Below are 21,502 nucleotides of genomic sequence, written 5' to 3' on the forward strand. Positions count from 1 at the left end.
GCCCTACTCGTTGCTATACCACACCGACAATAATCCGGCAGCCACAATGCACAAGCCGCCGAACATCTCTATCAGCGACATGGTTTCGTTGGCCAGGAAATAAGCAGCGACCGCCGCCACAATCAGCTCAAACATAAATAAAACAGAAGCCTGAATGGCCGGGATCTTGGTGACGCCATATTGCACCAATAAGGTCGCTGATGTGATCATCAGCGCGATGATCAGTAACAAGCTCATGTCGCTGATGCTCACTGAGCGCAGCATGGCAAAGCCAGCCAGCCCCTCCTGCCACAGCAGGACGATCACCGATAAAGAAAATACCCCCAGCCAGACCAACATGGATTTAGTAGCAACGGTGAGATGGGTGGAGAATCGTGTAATCACATTGGTGATCGAGAAGCCTATGCCCGCCGATAAAGCCAGCCAGTCTGAAGTAGATTGCGGCCACGGCAGCCCCCATTGGCCGTCTGTCAGCATCAGCTCTGCCCCGACAAGGGATAATGCGATGGCTAGCAGTTGCGGGCGCTGCCAACGCTCATGCAGCCAGATGCGTGCCAGTAATAATGTCCATAGCGGCGACAGGTAAAACAACAACATGACCCGCATGACTTCACCATCTATGATGGCGAGCACATAGGCCAGGTTGGTCCATCCGGCGACAAGGCTCAGCCAGTAAGCAGATGCTGGCACTTTGGCGATATGTGGATAGCGGCGCCAGAACAGCAGCCCGCCTATCAGCAATGCCAGCCAGAAACTCATCACACTCGATTGCACGCCAGCAATTTCACTGTCATTCAGTAGTCGGTACGGGTACCAGATGAGTCCCCAGCTGATTGCACCGTAAATCAGTGCTGCCAGGGCAAAATATTTTTGCTGATGGGCTTTTTGTTTATGCGCAAGGCTCACTTATAATACAACCCTATGAATCCACATTTAAATTTACTCCAGCCCTACCCTTTTCAGCGTTTGCGTGACTTGTTTGAGGGGATAACGCCGAATCCTGACTTTGCGCCTGTCAACTTGTCCATAGGCGAGCCCAAGCATGCGACACCTGAAATCATTACCCAGGCATTGAGGGAGAATCTGGCCGGGCTAGCCAGCTATCCTACCACAATCGGGGTACCCGCCTTGCGTGTAGCCATCAACGAGTGGTTGCAGCGGCGTTATCAGATCCCGGCACTCAATATCGATAAAGCTATTTTGCCAGTCAATGGTAGCCGTGAGGCCCTATTTGCTTTTGCGCAAGCCGTGGTGGACACCAGCGTGTCTGCGCAACCCGTGGTCATCTCGCCCAACCCTTTTTACCAGATCTATGAAGGCGCCGCTTTTCTGGCAGGCGCGACGCCCTACTTTATCAACACCACCCCGGAAAATGACTATGTCATGGACCTGTCGCAAGTGCCGGTGGAGATACTCAAGCGCACTCAATTAGTGTTTGTTTGCAGCCCAGGCAATCCTTCCGGCAAAGTGATGGATCTACAAGCCTGGAAAACCCTGTTTGAGTTATCTGACCGGTATGGATTTGTGATTGCTTCTGATGAATGCTATTCGGAGATTTACTTTGATGAACTGAATCCGCCTGTGGGTGCTTTGCAAGCCGCCCATCAGTTAGGACGTGATTTTAGCCGTGTGGTCATGTTCAGCTCGTTGTCCAAACGCTCCAACGTGCCTGGCATGCGCTCCGGCTTTGTCGCAGGCGATGCTACCATCGTTGAAAAGTTTGCGCTCTATCGCACTTACCACGGTTGTGCCATGAACCCTGCCGTACAGGCCGCCAGTATCGTGGCGTGGAATGATGAAGCGCATGTGAAACAGAATCGCAGCCTGTATAGCGAGAAATTCAATACGGTCACGCCCTTACTCAAGCAGGTCTGGTCACACACACAGCTGCCTGATGCGGCATTTTACTTGTGGATCAACACGCAAAAAGATGACACGGCTGTTGCCATACAACTCTATAGAGACTTGAATATCACGGTATTGCCCGGTTCTTTCCTGGCGCGTGAAGCACACGGCATCAACCCAGGCGCAGGCTTTATCCGGATGGCATTAGTGGCCTCCACTGAAGAAACCATTGCAGCCGCACACCGTATTGTTGAACACCTGAAATAAAACCAACACTCAAAAACAAAAAAGCCGGATGCTTACGCATACCGGCTTTTTTTACTGCTAGAAAAAATTAAGCAGATTTTCTACGAGCGATAAAACCAATCAGACCCAAACCAACCAACATCAATGCATTGGTTTCTGGCTCTGGTACTGCAGTGATTGTATAGCTACCAGTGTAATCACCACCGCCAAGCAAGTTGAATTTCAATGTGTAGTTACCAGCAGCCAGGTTAGAAGCACTGAAAGTAAATCTGCTCAAATTGAAAATGCTTTGTGGCGCCCAGGTGAACAACTCATCACCATCAACTTCTAATGTAGCGCCAAAAAACAGGCCAGTATTCGCACCATTAAGAACGGTGAAAACAGGATCCAGCACACCAGTCAGATTGAAACTGCCACCCAAATAGGAGATGTCAATTTTCTCAGTTCTGGCTTCTGTTATACCAATGACATCATGACCGCTAAACGTTGTCGTTGTTGCAGATGCCGCGCCCGAAAAGGCTAATGCAGATGCCAGGGCAAATGCATTTACAAATGTAGATACTTTCATATCTTCTCCTCAATTAAAAAATTATTAAAAAAACTCTTTATAAAACGCTTATAAAACAATTGCTTAATACAAATGCTTATTATGAATAATGCGACCTACGTAGTGAGACCCACCCAATCATGGACAAACCCAACAAAAACAGCACAGACATCTCTGGTTCAGGCACTGGCAGTGAAATAGCGTTCGCAGTGAAATTGTAATGACCGCCGTATAATCCGGTTGCGATGCCAGCTATTTTGAACGTATATTCGCCGGCAGATAGAGATGAAGAATCCGTCACCAGGGCACCATCTTCATCATATAAACCGAAATTGAATCCAGCAAGGTCATCCTGAAAGTCATAAATAACGATGGCTTCCTGGTTTTCGCCAAGACTGAAATCCTTGAAGATTTTAGAGATGCTGTAGTCAATACGACTTAAACCAAACAACTCAAAGGTATAGAAATGCTCAAATGAACCCACGCTAGGATTCACATCTAAGTTCACAACACCGTAGTTGAAATCAATCGCTTCAGCATTCGCGCTTGCGGCAAACACCGAAAAAAACAAGCAAAGCGCTAAATTTTTTAGTTTTTTCATCACTACTCCTCGACTCAGCATAAACGGTTTTAATTGCCCGGTTGGACCACCGTTTATCAACTGCTTTTTATATTGTTTTTTTAAATCATGTAGCAATAAATATTCCACAATTTAAATTTAAGGTAATGCATTGATTTTTATATTGTTTTTATTTTTTTCAATGTAAAAATAAATGGCTTAAATTTATTTTATGGCTATTTTGGTGCAAATTGTTTGATTTGGTGCACCCAAAAATACTCAGAACAATTCTCACTACCGGATTATACGTATAAAAAACAAGGATTTGTGAAATATTTATGAAAATGGATAGTATTGAATGTAATTAAATACGAGGGGATATAAATAGAAAATCAGGTTAACTGTCAGAGAAAACAGCTAGCCGGATATCTAGAACTTATCGGCCAGTTCAAAGCTGCTTCCCAGCGCGTCTTTCGCTGATAATAAAGGCTGTGTTTCTATCTGCCAATCGATGGCAAGCGTGGGATCATTCCAGAGTATGCAACGCTCATGCTGCGGCGCATAAAAATCGGTCGTTTTGTACAAAAACTCTGCTGTTTCAGACAAAACGACAAAGCCATGCGCAAACCCTTCGGGCACCCACAGCATTTTTTTGTTTTCATGGCTCAAAACTTCGCCTACCCAGTGACCAAAAGTGGGCGAATTTGATCGCAAATCAACCGCGACATCCAATACCGCCCCTTGCGTCACGCGCACCAGTTTGCCTTGTGGCTGTTGTATTTGATAATGCAAGCCGCGCAAGACGTTTTTTGCCGATTTCGAATGGTTATCCTGTACAAAGCGCGGGCGTAATCCGGTGGCTTCAGCAAAGACGTGCTCATTAAAACTTTCGTAGAAAAATCCCCTGTCATCCCCAAACACTTTCGGTTCAAACACAACAACATCGGCAATAGCAGTTTGATGCGCAATCACTAAAACACCTTCTCATTCACAATCTGTATCAAATACTGTCCATAGCTGTTCTTTTTGTAAAGCTCAGCTTGCTTTAATAACGCTTCGGCAGTGATATACCCCATGCGGAATGCGATTTCTTCAGGACAGGCGATTTTCAGGCCCTGCCGGTTTTCTATGGTTTGGATAAACAGGGAGGCCTCCAGCAACGATTCATGTGTGCCGGTATCCAGCCAGGCGTGTCCACGGCCCATCACTTCGACATTCAGTTGCTGTTGGGCAAGATAATGCTTATTCACATCGGTGATTTCCAGCTCGCCTCTTGGAGAGGGTTTTAAATTCGCAGCAATATCACTGACCTGGTTGTCATAAAAATACAGACCGGTCACGGCATAACGCGATTTTGGTTGCGTCGGCTTCTCCTCCAGGCTGATGGCTTTGCCTGTCGGATCAAATTCAACCACACCATACCGCTCAGGATCATTGACTGGATAAGCAAATACCGTTGCTCCGCTTTCCGAATGATTAGCTTGCTGTAGCGTTGTCGCCAAATCGTGACCATAAAAAATATTGTCGCCCAGCACCAGGGCGCTAGGTGAGTTATCGATAAAGGACTGGCCGATAATAAATGCTTGCGCCAAGCCATCGGGTGAAGGCTGCACGGCATATTGAATATTAATACCCCACTGCGAGCCATCGCCCAGCAACTGCTCGAACCTGGGCGTGTCTTGCGGCGTAGAGATCAGCAAGATATCTGCCACCCCGGACAACATCAGTGTCGTCAGCGGGTAGTAGACCATAGGTTTGTCATAAACCGGGATCAATTGCTTGGAAACCGCCTGCGTGGCCGGATACAGGCGCGTGCCAGACCCCCCCGCCAAAATAATGCCTTTTCTATTTTTTGCCATAATGCGCCCTATAAAATTTGCTGCAACACATGTGCAACGCCCTGTTTCCAGTCAGGTAGGCGTAAATCAAATGTGTGCTGGAACAACGTGGTATCCAACCTTGAGTTAGCCGGACGTTTTGCCGGCACCGGGTAATCTGCGGTTGTGATTGCTTTCACCATGTCTGGTGATACTTTCATTGGTTTACCGAGCTTAATTGCCTGCGCAATCACGAACCGGGCGTATTCGTGCCAGTTCGTCACCCCTGAAGCGACGACATGATACAAGCCATAGGGGAATATTGTGTCCCCAGGCTGTTTGATACGGCCAACTAACTGCGCCGTCACATCTGCCAGCAGTGCGGCTGAGGTCGGTGCGCCAAACTGGTCAGCCACTACACTCAGTGCATCACGCTCACTCGCCAGCTTTAACATGGTTTTTGCAAAGTTGCCGCCATGCGCACCAACGACCCAGCTGGTCCTCATGATCAAACTGCGCGGGCATGCGTTGAGTAAGGCCTGCTCGCCATCTCTTTTGCTGAGGCCGTAGACATTTTGCGGGTTCGTTGCATCAGATTCCTTGTAAAACTGCTCGCCCATGCCCTCGAATACATAGTCAGTCGAGTAATGAAACACAAACGCGCCTGATTTTGCAGCCTCTTCACCCATGATGCGCGGCGCATCGACATTGATTTTCCTGGCCAGGGCTACGTCAGACTCAGCTTTATCCACCGCTGTGTAAGCAGCTGGATTAATGATGCCATCCGGTTTGATCTCTCTAATCAATGCACGCAATGCCGCTTCATCGGCCAGATCACACTCAGCCCGGCCTAGCGCAATCACTTCAGCCAGTGGTGCCAGGCTGCGTTGCAATTCAAACCCAAGCTGGCCGTGACTTCCAGTCAGTAAAAGCTTCATTGATACTGCTTTTCTACCCATTGCCGATATTGGCCGCTGGTGATGTTTTCTACCCAGGATGGATGATCCAGGTACCACTGTACCGTTTTGCGGATACCTGTTTCAAACGTTTCAGCTGGTTTCCAGCCCAGTTCTTTTTCCAGCCTGGTGGCATCGATCGCATAGCGCCTGTCGTGCCCTGGGCGATCTTTGACATAGGTAACCTGCGTGTTGAAGGGCAAGCCATCCGCGCGCGGCTTCAACTCATCCAATATGCTGCAAATGGTATTCACCACCTCAATATTCGGCTTCTCGTTCCAGCCGCCTACATTATACGTTTCACCCAACTGTCCGGCAGAAAGCACACGGCGGATCGCCGTACAGTGATCTTTCACGTACAACCAGTCGCGAATCTGCTGGCCATCGCCATAAATAGGTAATGGCTTACCATTCAAGGCATTATGGATCACCAGCGGGATCAGCTTTTCGGGGAAATGATAGGGACCGTAATTGTTCGAGCAATTCGTGGTGAGCATAGGCAAGCCATAGGTATGGTGATACGCCCGCACCAGATGGTCAGAAGCGGCTTTGGATGCGGAGTATGGGCTGTTTGGTTCGTAACGATTGTGCTCGTTAAACGGCGGGTCGTTCTTGGCTAATGACCCATAGACTTCATCTGTGGAGACATGCAAAAACCTGAAATCTGCTTTTTCATCGCCTTCCAAGGCACTCCAGTAAGCACGCACAGCCTCAAGCAGGTGAAAAGTGCCGACCACATTGGTTTGAATAAAATCTTCAGGGCCATGGATAGAACGGTCTACATGCGACTCTGCAGCAAAATTCAGCACAGCCCTGGGTTGATGTTCGGCCAGCAATCGTTTGACGAGTTCAAAGTCACCAATATCACCTTGCACAAAAATATGGCGAGCATCATTGGCCAGCGATGTCAGGTTATCCAGGTTACCCGCATAAGTCAGTTTGTCCAGGTTCACCACAGGCTCATCCGACTGCGCCAGCCAATCCAATACAAAATTACTGCCGATAAACCCGGCGCCCCCCGTAACAAAAATCATGTAATCAATAACCTTTTTTAAGTGTTCAGATACCAAAAAGGCATATTAGAACGTTTTTGCGATGACGACAATTTTGTTATGAATATTAACCGTGCATCTGGAGCAGCTAACAAGCCAGGATTATGCGAATTTTTTCAGTTGCGCCATGACACTGGCAAGCAATGATTGCGCGGCCAACTGGCTGGTTTCTTCCACATAACACCTGAATTCAGGCGCATTGCCGGAGGGCCGTAAATGTACCACGCTGCCAGATTGCAAGGTCACCCGTAAGCCATCAGTCGTGTCCATATGCGATACCTGCTCTGCAAGTTCCAACGATTGCAACATATCGGCAGGATCAGCCGTCCAGCCAGACAGCAATGCCTTGCTTTTTTCGGTAGGGAAATCCTGCAGGCGGTCACTGGCGGTAAAGCGCTGTGGCAAGGCCGCCACTAATTGTGACAGTGGCTTGCCCTGGGCCTTGACCTGTGCCAGCAAAGTCACCACCGGCAGTACCGCATCGCGGGTTGGCAATGGCTGTAGTGTGGGTGACTGCGGAATATGGCTGCCTAGCAAAAAGCCACCATTCGCTTCAAACCCGGCCACGCTGGTGGCGCCCTCTTTTTGTAATGCTTCCATGCCCGCGATGACAAAAGGTGAGCCTATGCGCGTGCGGGCTACCTGTTGGAAATAACCACTGGCCTCAATTGCGGTATTACAGCTCACAGGCACCGCCAGATGAGAGATCTGCAATGCCTGTGCGGTCAACAAACCCACGATGTCGCCACGCAGCCAGTTACCTTGTTCATCACTGATCAATGGCCGGTCACCATCGCCATCGGTAGAAATAATCGCATCTACCTGATATTGCGCAGCCCAATCCAGGCCGCGTTGCGTATCTTCAGCCGATACCGCTTCAGTATCGATAGGCACGAAGATGTCTGACCGTTCCAGGCAAACAACTTCAGCACCCAAGTCACTCAACAGGCGATGCAGCACATCCCTCGCCACGCTTGAGTGCTGGTAAATCGCCAGCTTTAACCCTGTAAGCGCCTGGTCACCCAATAAATCTTTATAGCGCTGAATATACTCGGCTCTGGCCTGAGGCGTTTCTTCAGGCAAGCTGACGGTAGTTTCGGATAAGGTCTGCAACTCACTGGCCAACATAGCGGCTTCATCAGACTTGGTGATTTCACCATCGGGACGGTAAAACTTGAGGCCGTTGCGGTCAAAAGGAATATGGCTGCCCGTGACCATGATGCCGGGGATCTTACGAGTCTGGGCAAATAAAGCCAAGGCAGGCGTGGGGATAGCCCCACAAAAAATGAGTTCCAACCCAAGTTGCCGCAGCATTTTTGCGCAGGCTTCAGCAATCCGCGGACTACTCGGGCGCAAATCGACCGCAATGGCGACTTGCTTAAATTCAAACGCGCCCTGCACGGTGTTCACAAAAGCCTGGGTGTAAGCGGCACACACCTCATCGGTCATAGCAGCCACCAGGCCACGTGCACCACTGGTACCAAAAGCCACCCCACTCTGCTGCATCACTGTTTGCAAGACTGGCATACCCGACACCTTAACTTCGGCCATAAGTGTCTTCGTAGCGGACGATATCGTCTTCGCCCAGATAACTGCCTGATTGCACCTCAATCAAATGCAATGGCAGTTTGCCCGGGTTTTCCAGCCTGTGGGTAGAACCAATCGGGATGTAGGTAGATTCGTTCTCGGTATACAGCTTGCTCACATCATCAACTGTAATCATTGCCGAACCACTCACCACCACCCAGTGCTCGGCACGGTGATGATGCATTTGTAATGACAATCTCTCGCCTGGTTTCACCATGATGCGTTTTACCTGGAAGCGCTCGCCAATATCAATGCCCTCGTACCAGCCCCAGGGGCGGTATACACGCGGATGCATTTGGTGTTCAGAACGGCCGCTGGCTTTCAAGTGATCGACAATGCTCTTCACATCCTGCGCGCAATCGCGGTGGGCTACTAAAACTGCATCGCCCGTCTCCACAATCAGCAAATCCTCCACGCCCACCGCCGCAACAAAACGGCCTTCAGCACGGATTAAAGTATTTTTCACATCCTTCAGGTAAACATCACCACGCGTCGCATTACCATCTGCATCATTAGGCTGCACGTCCTTCAGCGCAGTCCAGGAGCCAACGTCATTCCAGCCAATACTCGCAGGCACGATGGCCGCCAGCTTGGTTTTTTCCATCACCGCATAATCGATCGAATCCGAAGGCGATTCAGCGAATGACGCCTCGTGTAAACGCACAAAGTCCAAGTCCTTATAGCTTTGCTCAACCGCTTTAGCCACCGCACTAACCATGTTTGGCGCATATTGCGCCAGCTCGCTCAAGAACACGGCTGGTTTAAACAAAAACATGCCGCTGTTCCAGTAAAAATTACCGGCGTCCACATACTGTTGCGCTGTCTCGGCATTCGGCTTCTCTACAAATCGTGCCACATCAAAAGCGCCTTCAGCCCCATTTAAAGCATTACCCGATTGAATATAGCCATAACCAGTTTCAGCGTGTGTAGGCTCAATCCCAAAAGTCACCAGCTTGCCCTGCTCCGCCGCCACGCTGGCTCTACGTACGGCAGCTTCAAAAGCAGCCACATCTGTGATCACATGGTCAGCCGGCAACACCAGCATCAACACATCCTGCTCTTTCAAACTGATGGCTGCCGCAGCAATCGCAGGCGCCGTGTTACGCGCAATCGGCTCCAGCACAATCGATGCCGGGTTTAAATTCACCTGACGCAACTGCTCAGCCACCAAAAAGCGATGGTCATTACCACATACCACAATCGGGTCACTCACATCAGCCCAGCTGGATAACCTGGTCAATGTTTCTTGGAGCATGGTGTTATCAGTCACCAAAGGCAACAGCTGCTTAGGCAATACCGCACGCGAGAGAGGCCACAATCGTGTACCTGAACCACCAGAAAGAACTACGGGAACAATTTTCATTTTAGCCACCACTCAAAATAGTAAAAGAAATCTTTAATACAATAATTAGTTTTTGTTGCGAAGGTATTTCTTTACCTCGAAAAGCAGAGTGACACTCTCTCTGAATTTTGGAATTAATAAAAAGAAAATACTTAATATAACCGACATATAAGTCCAACCTATTAAAAGGTTATAGTTGCCTTGACTTGTTGAATGACTTATCAAATAGTTCGAAATATGTGCCGCTGCGAAATAACAAAAAGCAGTTAACAACGGTCTATAAATCATTTCTTTTACAGGTATGCCAGAATTTTTTAACCAAAAAATTCCATATAACCAATAGACCATTAACGCTAAAGAGTATGCATAAGCAACACCGACTACGCCCGAAAAAAGTCCTAGGGATGTGATCAATATAACCCCTGGTCTGCCTATCGTAACAAGTTTTAAAAGAGACGAAGTCATACCTTTCGTTACATATACTACAAAAACTGTGTGACATAAGACGGTAAAGACACCAGCAAAAGTTAATCCAATAAAAACAGGCACCATTTTTATCCATTGATCCCCCAGAACAAGACTAAATAAAAGTTCTGTTTGACAACTAGCTGCTGCTAAGCCAGCAGTACAAATATGAAAAATGATGTTCTGGCCAAATAGCAGATAACGATTGTATTTACTAATATCTTCAGCGTTCAATCTTGACAACACGGGTACTGCAACCGTTGTAAAAGATCCATTAAATTGATTTATAGGAACCATAAGTAGCTTATTCGCCCTATCAAATATTCCCAAGCTGATTGCTCCAAAATATCGACCTATGAGCATAGAAGGGAGATTGTTAGAGAAGTATGCCAATAGTTGAGTACCAACTAATCCTGCTCCAAATTTGAAAAACTGACTCATTTCCGTGTCTTTAGTTGGAAGGCCTGGTAACCATCGTCCAAAGGCGATATATAGCAATACTTGAACCGATGCTTGACTTAATAGTTGTGCAACGATTGACCAGTAAGAGTAATTTTGATATGCGCAATAAATACCAGTAGCTATACCAACTGAGAAAGCGATAACATCCGTGAAAACTAATTGTTTAAATTTGAGCTCTCGATTTAATTGAGCTTTGTACTGTGCAGAAATGCCATTAAGGATAAAATTCAAGGACATTACTTGAGCAATTAATACAAGTTCGCTACGTCCGTAAAAGGTAGCCAACTCTTCAGAAAAGTTAAAGGAGAGTGTGGCAAATACCAAACCAATTAATACATTAATCCAAAATAAATTACTTATTTGTGATTTGGATATTTTTGCTACTTGAATAGATGCAGTGGCTAATCCAAAGTCTGAAATAATATCGCACACGCCGTATATGGCAACAACCATGGCCACAAGCCCAAAGTCTTCAGGCATTAGCAATCTTGCTAAAACCACGAGATTGATCAGTTGCAAACCAACTTTAAATACTTGCCCCGTCATCATTGTGACGCCACCGCGTGCTGCTTTACCTGATAAGCTCAAATTGTTACACCATATATATAAATGAAGGGGCTGTCCTAAATAACTAGCGATACTTTTTTAACACATTATTTTAAGGGGCAGTCTAATGCTTAATTAGTACATCGCCCAAAGGCCTTCTAGCAGATAATGGAACAACCACATCTTCCTCGGGGTAGCCAATCGCCAAAAATGTCAGAATTCTTTCATTATTTGGAATATTGCCCTGCTCATGTGCTTTGACATCAGTATCTGGATTCACACACCAATTCAGGCAGCAAGACACCATGCCTTGAGATTGTAATGCCAGAATGAAAGCCATAAGGAATAGACCGCCATCCAAATGCGGTTCAAATCTTTCTGTTGAATCAAAAAATGATCCGAGGTCGCAACACATGACTACAAGCATAGGTACTTTGTGGCCAAATCCTGCATTGCCATTCTGTAATGCTAACATTTGGTCAATATCGCCACGCTTGTTATATATGTGAACTTTCCAAGGTTGCCTATTACATGCCGAAGGGCTTAATTGAGCAACTTGGACGGCTCGTTCAACCAATGCCATATCTATAGATTTATCGTCAAAATTTCTGGTGCTACGCCTACTCAATGATAGCTGGTACAGCATTTCAAATGACTGAGCTGGAGGCTTTTCGATAGAAATTGGTGTTTGATATTGAGTAGCAAAATCACGCTCTACCAAAAAATTATTTATTTTTTTTGCGATTGAAGCCGCCTCGGGTTGGGATGCGGAAGTGAGGTTAGCAAATTCCCAGTATGACTTTAGCGTAGCGCATGCGGCTTGATAGATAGGAGCTTCTCTTGGTAGACCAACACTATCCCACTCATTTAAAAGCTCTAATGTTTTTTCTGCAGCGAGGTGACCAAACCATCTTCGGTTTTCAGGAGGTAAGCAAAGCCCTTTTTCAAGTTTATGGAAGTAGAAAATCAGCTCAGAACTCAACTTCCAATAATGAGCGCCTTTACGTTGCCAGCCCAAATATCGCCAATCATCAAGAATATCCTTTTTGTAGTTTATGAATCGGGCAACTCTTACTGCAGAATTCTTGAGCTTTTTCAGATTTTTATGGAGTCCTGGAACCTTCCACAATACTGATTTAAGTCGACTAGCAATGCTATTTTTACTCATCGTGTTCTCTTAGATATTTAGAAATGCGGGCTGCACTAGATAACTAGCAAATATATTTTTTAACCCAATTTTTTAATTTTGATAACTTAATCTGTGTGGTTTGAGTTTTAAACCGCCACTCGCACGCATTCAAGAACAGCACGAGAGTTAGCTTTTGTCTCACCGTTGGGTTTACGCATACCTTGCTTGGCCTGATCCCAGAAGTTCTCTATGCAATTGATATGATTTTGCTTGATTCAATTAATCAACTTAAAGCTTTTAATAAAAACTCTGAAGATAGTGTTCTCAACTCATTAACTTTCGCATTAACCTCTTTGTAATCGATTAAGTTTTCAACCAACTCTTTTGCACTGTGGCTGCCAAGTTGTTTTTCATCGATTAGACGACTTTCCAGATTCAATTGTTTCAACAGAGATGTGAATCTGCTTGCGCCACGATCAGCGTTGATAATTACTACGAATTGCTTATTGAAAATAATACAAAAAACCATGCCATGAAATGAGTCAGTTATCACAAAATCTGAATCATGAATTGCAGTCACCCACTCTGGCACTGTTAAAAATGATTGAAGTCCTAGTGAGGAAACTTGATACTGACTTCCCAGATTTCTTGCAACGTTATCAATAAAATCCTGCTTTTCGCCGTGCTGGTCTAAAACGTACGTAAGAAGTGATTTATTTGATTTATTTTTTAATGAACTGCTGTCAGTTTCGCTGAGAAATTTTGTATAAAAGTTTTTATTTATTAAGAGTGTAGGATCTATTACATGCGTGCAGTTCTTAACTCCTAGTTCATCGCATACTGAAATACCATCAGCCTCTCTAGTTGAGACGGCATAAAAATCATTGAGTAGTGTTGAAATAGCTTGTTTCTTTTCAGAGGCTTGCCAGTGAGACTTTCCAAATGAAGCAGCGTAAGCAATTTTTCTGGTCTTAGTCCCTTTAGCAAAACTTAAAAAATATCTCTCAAATCCATCTTTAATATAATCCCAGCGCCAAACCTGGTCACTGCCGACAACTATTGCATCAAGATTTTCTTGATTAGTAACGAAAGCAAAATCATTCAATGATCTTAAATTGCGTGTTTGATTGGGAAGGTATTTTTTTAAAAATGGTTTATGAAATTGACCTTTTAGATATATATATCTAAGTGTCTTAAAGTTTTGAAATGGAATTCTTTCAATAAATGTTCTAACCCAAAGCTCGAATCTATGTCTGAACGTAGTGTTACTCAAAAAAACAACATCATAGTTGTGCTCTTTTAGAAAGTTGTATAACGCAACCGCTTGTAGCATTCCGCCATAATTCTCATGCAAAGGTAAAGTTAAAATGCCAACTTTTTTCATTTTTATCGCTTTAATTTTCGTGTGATTACTAATTGTTGTTTTATAGACGAGCTACATATTTGTGAAACATACTGGTTTTATTGAAACTGAATTCTTTTATAACCTTGTAGAATTTTAACTACAGCCAAAATCCTAAAGCTTCTCAACAAGGTTTTGAATTCAAGGAATCCAACTTTTAATGGGTTAATTTCAATGTCCGAAGCAAGACCTTTTCTACTATCCGATTCAATAAATTTATCTTGAATTGCAATCGCAGGGCTCACTTGATAGAGAGAGATTGAACTTGGCACGGGAGATTCTTCATAGCAAAAAAGGAAGGCGTCGAGCAACATATAGTTTTTTGGATCTACAGCGAGTAAGTTCTGGGCACACTTTTTACTGATTATATATGCCCCAGCACACCATGCGGTTGAAACTAGCTTAGCCAAATGCCTTTTGTTCTGGCTTACAGACACATCCTTCAAATCTTTAAGTAGTACCTTTGACGTTGAAGTTTCCAATCTTATAATATCGAAGTCATCAGGCATCCAGCTATGATCCGAAAGTAGCTTTTTTGCATCCGCTGAAAAGTGCATGTCGTCCTCGAGAACTAGAGCGTAATCCTCATCTCCATTGGCAACTAATTTCCAGGTTTCAAAATGACTTAAAAAGCATCCAATACCACCGCCTTTATCCCAACTACGGCTACCGATTTTGTTATAAAAATCGTCATATTCTGCATCAGTCATTGACATCCCGTTAACAGCAGATACTCTCTGAAATGAAATTCCAAGCTCATCAAGCTTTTCCCGCATGTGATTAAGGCGTGCTTGAGCTTTATCTAGGTTGATCAGATAGGTTTGCATAAATTGCCCAGTAAGTGAATTGAGAGTTTTATTAAAACTCATGTCATTCAATTTGAAATTGTAGTAATTATAACTTATTGAATTTTAATTAATTTTGATCAGTAACTTTTAAATTTATATTATTCAGCATTTCGTCGAGCACTTCATCCCATGTGAAAATTGGAGCCAAGAGACCCTTTTTTTCATAATTAATTGCTGAAGAGAACGCATTAATAGCAGTCTTTATAGAATTATAAGAATAAAAGCCTGGGCTAGCTGAAGAAGCAAATTCAGGTGCAACTACAGGAAGGTTGCAATATTTATACTGAAGTATCTTCAAGCTAGATTGCGAAAGATACTCACAGTTCGGTGCATTTCTATATGGCGCAAGTGCGATATTTGCATGCTTCATATAGGGAACGATATCATCAAATTTACATTCACCATGTTCAACGACGTTAGGTAATTGAAGTTTCAGCTTTGCGTAACGCCCAAAGAGATGAAATTGCCAATCAGGATATGCTTCAGCAAGACTTGTCACCAACGCTTCGTCAAACAACATATCCCCGACTGAGATAGCATTCATAGATGCAGAATATGGGTTGGGCAACATATTCGAATCAAAAGCAATCTTGCTGATACCTTGTGGGATATATTTCACCGAGATGCGGGTTACATCTTTGAAATCATTTAGCATGACTTCGGCTGGCACACGTATAAAGTCCAGCCAAGCCTTGGCTGCATGTTCTACCTCAATGACATACGGGTGTGCTCCAACTGTTTTCAGGCGATCAGAAGCCTCGTAAATGACTTTTACATTTTTATTGAGCTTTTTGATAAAAGGGATCATCGCTAGCCCAATCCCACTTTCAACGATCACCACGTCTGATGCGGCGATTCTCTGATAGTTACTTTGGCCAAATTGCTGCGGAATTAACCTGAAGAGTGGTGTAAGTATGCAATTGAGCGCTGGTTTATTCAGAATTGGATGCACCCAGCTGACCCAGTTATAAACACTCAGCTTGCTAGAAATGCTGAGCCACGTGTTTTTTATCTCTGGCAGCGGTCTTTTGAAGAAGGGAAACAGATAGCTTTTACCAACTGATACATAATCCACCTCATGACCATTTTCAACCAGATAATCTGCCCAATAATGGAAACCAACCTTGCGTTTGGCATCATATTCGTGGGCAACAATCAATGTCACTTTCATACTTGTGTTACTTTCCCGATTTCAGCCACAGCAAGTTCATAGCCGTTGTTTTTAAGGTAGCCAATTGTCAGAGCATGGGTTTGAGGCTTGCCCTGGGCTTTAATCGCCTTGAAGGCTGCTCTCATTTGTGCGATGGCCGCATCATGCCGCACCTCAGCCCAAGATAAGTTGCCACACCCTTTAAACTCATGGTTATCTGTCACTACCGGCACCAGCGCGCTTTCAACTAGGTAAGCATTTTGGCTATTGCAAAAATCCATGTTGCCCGACCAGTTGGTAGTAATCACTGGGGTATTCAATAGTAATGCCTCTGCCAGAGTAAGGCCGAAGCCCTCTGAGCGATGAAAGGAAGCATACAGATCGGAGGTCTGCGTGAGCCCCAAAATATCTGCCCTATCCCACGACTCATCAATAAGCCTGATTCGCTGATCGTCTCCTATCAGTTCGTTGATGTGTGTTTTTTCATCGCCACTGCCTGAGTTTGACTTCAGCACCAGCATCACATCTTCATTTTGATTGAATGCCTGTTTAAAGCAAGTAATCAGACTTTGCGGGTTTTTTCTCTCAAGCGCAGAGCCAAAACTGAAAATGCTTGAAATCAAAAAAGTCGATGCAGGGATATTCAGCCTGGCTCTGATATCTTCATTTGCGCCCTTCAAGTTATAACTCACTGGATGCGGCACTGTGATTACAGGTTTACTAGTGTGCTTGCGGATGGCGCGACTGGTAAATTCTGAGGGTGTCATTACTGCGTTCATATATTTAAGCGCTGCTTGCCATTCCGCTGGAATATCCTCCAGTTCCCAGGCCCAGTAGCCGATGTTATAACTTTGCTTATAAGCTTTAAAACCCAGTGAGAATATAGCCGGAGGCAGCATTGGCGGGTTTAAATGAAAAATTCTGATGCTGGGCTTGTCGTTGCCATGATAGAAACCATCCAACGGCCATGAAAACGCAGCAGTTTTTCTATAAACAGCTTCAACAGAAGTGCATTTGACTTTAAAGCCCGAATCTCTCAGGGACAATGCACATAATCTCGCAGACTCACCAATCCCACTGTAGCTTTCAAAAAAACCAATGATCTCTATCACTTTCTCATTATCAAACTCAAAGTGAGCATTACTCACTGGAATTATCTTTTGAAGCAATAGTGAGCGAATGGATCTGTATACGAACCTTACAAACTTACCTATCAAAAAACACCTCAACTAACTCTATTAATTCATTACTTTTAAAGTGTCAGATAGCTCTCTCGACCTAGTTCTGAATGGCTTTTCGACATATTGATACAGTAGATGACTAATCAAAAAAATCAGTGCTAGGCTTATTAAGCTTTCCAACTCTAAATACTTTGCCTTTGAATTCACTTTAACCCTTAGCTATATTGTTCTTTTTGATTAATAGTGTACCTAATAAAAACCATGCAATAGGGACCCATTTAAACGAGAAAATTGAATCTCCGCTGATTGCAAGGTTTGCAGCAACTAGTACGCCAAATAAACTTTTAAAAATCCTGCCTTCATTAGTCGCCATATTTAAACGACAAAAACTAAACCACATGATTAGTGGCAATGTTAGACCTGTGAAATGAATCAAATAGGCATAGCCTTGGTCAACGAACATGCTGTAATGATAGTTAGAAAGTCCAAAAAATTCACTCGCCTTGAAATTAAGTATGTAGTATCCAGTAGTGCCGAGGCGTGTTTTAAAGTCATCCATATTTATTGGGGTATATAGATAAAAACAAAATAAAAGTATTAAAAATGGGCTTAAATATGAAGTAATTTCCAAGGCTTTGAGAGGCAATAAAAACCGTAAGATCAACAAAATGGTAATGAGTGTAGATGCAAATCTGGAGTCAGCCAAAACCGCCACAGCAAAGGCTGCTGCAATAAAAAATAGACCAGACTTGATATCTTTTTTAGATAGTCCCCAACATGCGATAAGCACACCAAAATTTCCCATATTGACTGTTTCTAGAAATACAGAAGATGTACGGTGATCACCTAAGAATGGAAGCAAATGTCTACCACCCCAACGCGTACCATTCATAGAAAAACCACCTTGTGAATATTCAATTGCTATATCAGAGGCTCTGCCAGTAGCTACTTGGTATTCAATCACATTAAAAAATATTCGATAAACTGCGGGTAGAATAAATTCAACCAACCCAACAGCTATGACTATATATGTGAAATACTTTAACAATTGGTCAGGGGATATTTTGTTGTTGTATTGAGCCCCTAACCAAATAATCAAGATTGGTATCATCAGGTTGCGTATTGTCTTGGGGTCAAAGTGTTGTTGAAATATGACTAAAAGAAAGGCATTGGCGAATACGAGAACCAATAAACTCAGCATCTTTAGAGAAATTGGCCCCCGGATGAAAAAAGCCACTACTCCGGTCAGTAAAACAATTTCCGTCAACATCAAAAGTGATGGAGTGATCCTAAAAAAATGTGTATTTACAAAACAGAAAAACGCCTGATATAGAAGTGCCGAAAACAACAATAAAATTGCATAATTTGAGAGTGCATCCGAAGAGGCACTCTCATGTTGTTTAAGGTTATATTTCAAACGAAAGCTGCGCATATTTTTTTCAAATAAATGGTTGTTCTTGGTAATTATTTATCTACCAAGTAGTTTTTGATAATGCCAAACTGCGGTGTCTTTTCAGCATCCAGGCTTTGAATATTGAACATATAGTTTCCCCACCATTTTCCAGCCGCCCAATAAGTCCAACCTATCCAAACATTCTGGTTTTGTTTCAAATACTTCAAGGTATTATCTAATGCTTTAAGGCAAACGGGGTCAGCTGATGCACCAAATTCCCCAAGGAATGCACGCTGCCCATTCTCATTTAACCATTTGGTAGCCTTTTCGAGTCGTACAACCCCCACATCTCCACTTACGCAGGTGGAATGAGTGCCGCTTGAGTCACTATCGAAATACTGGTGCATATCAAAGGCATAGTTATTTTCCGGATCTTTGATTGTTTTCAAGGCTTCAGCGTTTCCGCTACCGATCCATGAATGTGCGCCAGTCCAATTTGTACCCGGGACTAGGATAAGCTGCTTTGCACCCGTAGAACGAATTGCATCAATGGCAACTTGCGCTTGCGATGCCCATTCAGATGATTTTTGTTTAAAAGGTTCATTCATCAAGTTGAATATGACGTTAGGTGAGTCCTTGTATCTTTCTGCAAGCCTTTTCCAAAAATCACCGAAGCTAGCCATTGGCACAGCTTCTGAACCAATCAAATTTCCTTGATAACTCCCATAATTATGCGGATCCAAAACTATTTTAATATTGTTCTTTTTTGCTGCTTCTATGACAATATCTAAATACTTAACCTCATTGTTATTTAGAGGCTTATTAAGCTCTAGTTGCATACGCGACCATGTAAATGGTACTCGAATAACGGTAAAACCGGCATTTGCAAAACGCGTAATTTCATCCGCGCTTGGCCAAATATATTCGTGGCCGTGTCGGCCCGGAATCTTTCCTTCATTTAACTCTGCGCCAGAGATATTCACGCCAACTAGTTGTTGCGTTTCTTCCGCGTAAGCGTTGTTAACACTCAATGCACTTATTAGGCAAGTTACCAAAACTGATCGCAATATCATCACTTTTCTCCAATCGCATTGTGGTATTCACGCAGGTACTTTTGGGCAACGTTAGCCCATGCGTAAATGGTTACAGAAGTAATAATGCTTTTTTTATCAATCATTCGTGATTGATGTAGTTGCATTACTTTTTCTGACATCTGAAAAGGATTGTTAGTTTTAATATTGATACCAATATTTGTTTGATTGACCAGTTTTTCAAATGGCGGGATAGCACTAAGCACTGGATATAAGCCGGCACTCATTGCTTCAATGGGTGCAATACCGAATCCTTCATGCTTGGATAAGCAAATATAGTAGCTCGCCTGCCCAATCTGCTCACTTATTTGTTGATTTGTCGGGTTATTCAACACATGGATTCGCTCATCGACCCCTTGTTTTTTTGCGTAGTCTTTTAAATCAGCTTCCGATAGGTCATATGCACGGCCGCAAATAATCAGCCGCCAGGGTTGCGTTGAATCTTGCGATTTGAGCGCCGCAATGACATCAATTGCTTCGTACAGCCCCTTATTGACGGACCAGCGACCAAAGTATATTAAAACGGGCTGCAACGTTTCTGAAGCGGCATTATTAAACTTTTGAATATCTACGCCATTTTCAATCACGCATAATTTTTTGCTTTTGATAATGGCCGAGAATATGTCGCCATCGTTATCGCTGCAGCCAATCACTTTTTTATAAGCAATTGAAGAAAGTCTGGTGATGGTATGGAAATAGATTTTCTTCAGTCTGGATGCAAACCCGGTATGAAAAAAGCCACCGTGCGTAGAAACGACCAGCGGTTTGCCGTGAATCAACCGGGTTAAGGCCAAAAAGTCATAAAAGAAATCGATGGCATGCACATGCACTAAATCTGCCTGCTTCAAATGCTTTAAAACAGAAAAGGCAATCGGGTAGCGATCAGAGCCAAAATATGGAATGCGGATGACCTGCACGCCTTCAATGATTTCCTCAGCAGGCAGCGTTTGGTCAGCTTTTTTAAATACCCTGTCTAGTGTGATGATATAAGGTTGCAAACCTTGTTGCAGTTGCTCCTGCACCAGGTTGCGTACCACTTCTTCCAAACCGCCCAATGACGGTAAATATTGTCTGACCACATGTGCAACGCGCATCACTAGTTTGCTTTCCCTTGCTTGGTTGCGCTTTTATTCTTTAGGCACAAATATAAAAAATAGACGATATCTACGGTATATCGCTTAACTAGCCGTTTAGGCTCCAGCAACATGCGGAATAGCCACTCCAACCTGTATTGACGCACCCATTCTGGTGCCCGAGGCTTATTCCCGGCCAGGAACACAAACAAAGCCCCTACACCCATGAAAAGCTTGGCGTTCAACGCCTGGTAATGGTCAAGTATCCAGGTTTCTTGTAATGGGTTACCCATGCCGACCAGTACGACATCCGCACCGGAAGCATTGATTTTATCTATCAACTGCGGATTTTTAATATCTTCAAATCCATCGCTAGCCCCTACAATTTTTTGCCCTAGCGTATGAGTAAAATAAAAAGCCGCTTTTTCTAGATCCGGCGTTGTGCTGCCGATCAGGTAAATTTTATGCTGTAAGTTGCCCTCGAAATAAAACGGCGTGAAATCTGTGCCATTCAGGTTGTCTTTAAACCTTTGTCCATGCACTAACCAGCTTGCAATATCAACACCAATGCCGTCATTCACAATCATTACATCCGGGCTATGCAAGCGCGAGACAATCGCTTGAGCCTTTACAATTAAATTGGTGTTAGCAAAAAACAGCAGTGTTTTCCTCCCCTCACCCACTCTCTGCATAATGGTATTTTTGAGGGTATCTCTCGTGATATTAAGTACAGGAATGTGGGACAAATTCAGCATTTTTATAGCGCTACCAACCTTGATTTAAAAGCTTACAGCGACGATATTTCAATTAG

Annotated in this window: 20 protein-coding genes; 1 reads left to right on the plus strand and 19 read right to left on the minus strand. The window is 44.0% G+C overall.

Translation table 11 applies throughout. From position 1 onward, the window contains the following. Positions 1-3: 3 nt before the first annotated feature. On the minus strand, positions 4-906 hold the full coding sequence (locus tag ACSSVF_RS11535; RefSeq protein ID WP_442586406.1) for a DMT family transporter: 903 nt from the start codon (positions 904-906) through the stop codon (positions 4-6). A gap of 15 nt (positions 907-921) precedes the next feature. Between ACSSVF_RS11535 and dapC the strand changes: the two genes are divergently transcribed. Then, positions 922-2,112 carry a succinyldiaminopimelate transaminase gene (gene dapC / locus ACSSVF_RS11540; RefSeq protein WP_492403604.1) on the plus strand — a complete coding sequence of 397 codons (1,191 nt, stop codon included), beginning with the start codon at positions 922-924 and terminating at the stop codon, positions 2,110-2,112. A 67-nt stretch (positions 2,113-2,179) separates the two neighbouring features. Here the strand turns inward: dapC and ACSSVF_RS11545 are convergent, their stop codons facing one another. The 18 genes from ACSSVF_RS11545 to ACSSVF_RS11630 all read right to left on the minus strand — a co-directional run bounded on the left by ACSSVF_RS11545 (position 2,180) and on the right by ACSSVF_RS11630 (position 21,446). Further along, positions 2,180-2,659 carry an FxDxF family PEP-CTERM protein gene (locus ACSSVF_RS11545; RefSeq protein WP_442586404.1) on the minus strand — a complete coding sequence of 160 codons (480 nt, stop codon included), beginning with the start codon at positions 2,657-2,659 and terminating at the stop codon, positions 2,180-2,182. A gap of 79 nt (positions 2,660-2,738) precedes the next feature. After that, positions 2,739-3,239: an FxDxF family PEP-CTERM protein gene (locus ACSSVF_RS11550; protein ID WP_442586403.1), complete on the minus strand. Its 501-nt coding sequence runs from the start codon at positions 3,237-3,239 to the stop codon at positions 2,739-2,741. Positions 3,240-3,626: 387 nt separating this feature from the next. Beyond that, entirely contained in the window at positions 3,627-4,169 is a 543-nt protein-coding gene (gene rfbC, locus ACSSVF_RS11555) for a dTDP-4-dehydrorhamnose 3,5-epimerase (protein ID WP_442586402.1), read from the minus strand. Next, complete coding sequence (gene rfbA, locus ACSSVF_RS11560; protein ID WP_442586401.1) at positions 4,169-5,056, minus strand: glucose-1-phosphate thymidylyltransferase RfbA; 888 nt, start codon at positions 5,054-5,056, stop codon at positions 4,169-4,171. Before rfbA ends, rfbC begins: the two co-directional genes overlap by 1 nt. Before the next feature lie 8 nt (positions 5,057-5,064). Then, complete coding sequence (gene rfbD, locus ACSSVF_RS11565; RefSeq protein WP_442586400.1) at positions 5,065-5,952, minus strand: dTDP-4-dehydrorhamnose reductase; 888 nt, start codon at positions 5,950-5,952, stop codon at positions 5,065-5,067. Then, entirely contained in the window at positions 5,949-7,004 is a 1,056-nt protein-coding gene (rfbB, locus tag ACSSVF_RS11570; protein ID WP_442586399.1) for a dTDP-glucose 4,6-dehydratase, read from the minus strand. The genes rfbD and rfbB overlap by 4 nt, the downstream gene beginning before the upstream one ends. A 120-nt stretch (positions 7,005-7,124) precedes the next feature. Beyond that, complete coding sequence (locus ACSSVF_RS11575) at positions 7,125-8,573, minus strand: phosphomannomutase (RefSeq protein ID WP_492403607.1); 1,449 nt, start codon at positions 8,571-8,573, stop codon at positions 7,125-7,127. After that, positions 8,560-9,972: a mannose-1-phosphate guanylyltransferase/mannose-6-phosphate isomerase gene (locus ACSSVF_RS11580; protein WP_442586397.1), complete on the minus strand. Its 1,413-nt coding sequence runs from the start codon at positions 9,970-9,972 to the stop codon at positions 8,560-8,562. Before ACSSVF_RS11580 ends, ACSSVF_RS11575 begins: the two co-directional genes overlap by 14 nt. 45 nt (positions 9,973-10,017) lie before the next feature. After that, complete coding sequence (locus ACSSVF_RS11585) at positions 10,018-11,466, minus strand: lipopolysaccharide biosynthesis protein (protein ID WP_442586396.1); 1,449 nt, start codon at positions 11,464-11,466, stop codon at positions 10,018-10,020. An 82-nt stretch (positions 11,467-11,548) separates the two neighbouring features. After that, positions 11,549-12,592: a nitroreductase family protein gene (locus ACSSVF_RS11590; RefSeq protein ID WP_442586395.1), complete on the minus strand. Its 1,044-nt coding sequence runs from the start codon at positions 12,590-12,592 to the stop codon at positions 11,549-11,551. A gap of 244 nt (positions 12,593-12,836) precedes the next feature. Beyond that, positions 12,837-13,937 carry a polysaccharide pyruvyl transferase family protein gene (locus ACSSVF_RS11595; RefSeq protein WP_442586394.1) on the minus strand — a complete coding sequence of 367 codons (1,101 nt, stop codon included), beginning with the start codon at positions 13,935-13,937 and terminating at the stop codon, positions 12,837-12,839. 77 nt (positions 13,938-14,014) lie between these two features. Next, a complete protein-coding gene (locus ACSSVF_RS11600; protein WP_492403610.1) occupies positions 14,015-14,824 on the minus strand; it encodes a glycosyltransferase family 25 protein in 810 nt (269 codons plus the stop codon). Positions 14,825-14,870: 46 nt separating this feature from the next. Next, the gene (locus ACSSVF_RS11605) at positions 14,871-15,974 is read right to left on the minus strand and encodes a GumK N-terminal domain-containing glycosyltransferase (protein ID WP_442586392.1); all 1,104 of its coding nucleotides are present in this window, start codon (positions 15,972-15,974) and stop codon (positions 14,871-14,873) included. Next, positions 15,971-17,101, minus strand: coding sequence for a glycosyltransferase family 4 protein (locus tag ACSSVF_RS11610; protein ID WP_442586391.1), 1,131 nt, complete (start codon positions 17,099-17,101; stop codon positions 15,971-15,973). Before ACSSVF_RS11610 ends, ACSSVF_RS11605 begins: the two co-directional genes overlap by 4 nt. 241 nt (positions 17,102-17,342) lie before the next feature. After that, the gene (locus tag ACSSVF_RS11615; RefSeq protein WP_442586390.1) at positions 17,343-18,566 is read right to left on the minus strand and encodes a hypothetical protein; all 1,224 of its coding nucleotides are present in this window, start codon (positions 18,564-18,566) and stop codon (positions 17,343-17,345) included. Positions 18,567-18,598: 32 nt separating this feature from the next. Further along, positions 18,599-19,558 carry a glycoside hydrolase family 5 protein gene (locus tag ACSSVF_RS11620; RefSeq protein WP_442586389.1) on the minus strand — a complete coding sequence of 320 codons (960 nt, stop codon included), beginning with the start codon at positions 19,556-19,558 and terminating at the stop codon, positions 18,599-18,601. A gap of 41 nt (positions 19,559-19,599) precedes the next feature. Next, complete coding sequence (locus ACSSVF_RS11625) at positions 19,600-20,712, minus strand: glycosyltransferase family 4 protein (protein WP_492403612.1); 1,113 nt, start codon at positions 20,710-20,712, stop codon at positions 19,600-19,602. Positions 20,713-20,714: 2 nt separating this feature from the next. Continuing rightward, the gene (locus tag ACSSVF_RS11630; protein WP_442586387.1) at positions 20,715-21,446 is read right to left on the minus strand and encodes a WecB/TagA/CpsF family glycosyltransferase; all 732 of its coding nucleotides are present in this window, start codon (positions 21,444-21,446) and stop codon (positions 20,715-20,717) included. Positions 21,447-21,502: the final 56 nt, after the last annotated feature.

The sequence above is a fragment of the Methylophilus sp. E2MeOHC9 genome (genome assembly GCF_058744375.1).

Excerpts from the sequence above, each read along its gene's own strand:
- dapC (WP_492403604.1), top strand. The coding sequence starts at position 922 with ATGAATCCACATTTAAATTTACTCCAGCCCTACCCTTTTCAGCGTTTG.
- ACSSVF_RS11545 (WP_442586404.1), bottom strand. The coding sequence starts at position 2,659 with ATGAAAGTATCTACATTTGTAAATGCATTTGCCCTGGCATCTGCATTA.
- ACSSVF_RS11550 (WP_442586403.1), bottom strand. The coding sequence starts at position 3,239 with ATGAAAAAACTAAAAAATTTAGCGCTTTGCTTGTTTTTTTCGGTGTTT.
- rfbA (WP_442586401.1), bottom strand. The coding sequence starts at position 5,056 with ATGGCAAAAAATAGAAAAGGCATTATTTTGGCGGGGGGGTCTGGCACG.
- rfbD (WP_442586400.1), bottom strand. The coding sequence starts at position 5,952 with ATGAAGCTTTTACTGACTGGAAGTCACGGCCAGCTTGGGTTTGAATTG.
- rfbB (WP_442586399.1), bottom strand. The coding sequence starts at position 7,004 with ATGATTTTTGTTACGGGGGGCGCCGGGTTTATCGGCAGTAATTTTGTA.
- ACSSVF_RS11575 (WP_492403607.1), bottom strand. The coding sequence starts at position 8,573 with ATGGCCGAAGTTAAGGTGTCGGGTATGCCAGTCTTGCAAACAGTGATG.
- ACSSVF_RS11580 (WP_442586397.1), bottom strand. The coding sequence starts at position 9,972 with ATGAAAATTGTTCCCGTAGTTCTTTCTGGTGGTTCAGGTACACGATTG.
- ACSSVF_RS11590 (WP_442586395.1), bottom strand. The coding sequence starts at position 12,592 with ATGAGTAAAAATAGCATTGCTAGTCGACTTAAATCAGTATTGTGGAAG.
- ACSSVF_RS11595 (WP_442586394.1), bottom strand. The coding sequence starts at position 13,937 with ATGAAAAAAGTTGGCATTTTAACTTTACCTTTGCATGAGAATTATGGC.
- ACSSVF_RS11600 (WP_492403610.1), bottom strand. The coding sequence starts at position 14,824 with ATGAGTTTTAATAAAACTCTCAATTCACTTACTGGGCAATTTATGCAA.
- ACSSVF_RS11605 (WP_442586392.1), bottom strand. The coding sequence starts at position 15,974 with ATGAAAGTGACATTGATTGTTGCCCACGAATATGATGCCAAACGCAAG.
- ACSSVF_RS11615 (WP_442586390.1), bottom strand. The coding sequence starts at position 18,566 with ATGCGCAGCTTTCGTTTGAAATATAACCTTAAACAACATGAGAGTGCC.
- ACSSVF_RS11625 (WP_492403612.1), bottom strand. The coding sequence starts at position 20,712 with ATGCGCGTTGCACATGTGGTCAGACAATATTTACCGTCATTGGGCGGT.
- ACSSVF_RS11630 (WP_442586387.1), bottom strand. The coding sequence starts at position 21,446 with ATGCTGAATTTGTCCCACATTCCTGTACTTAATATCACGAGAGATACC.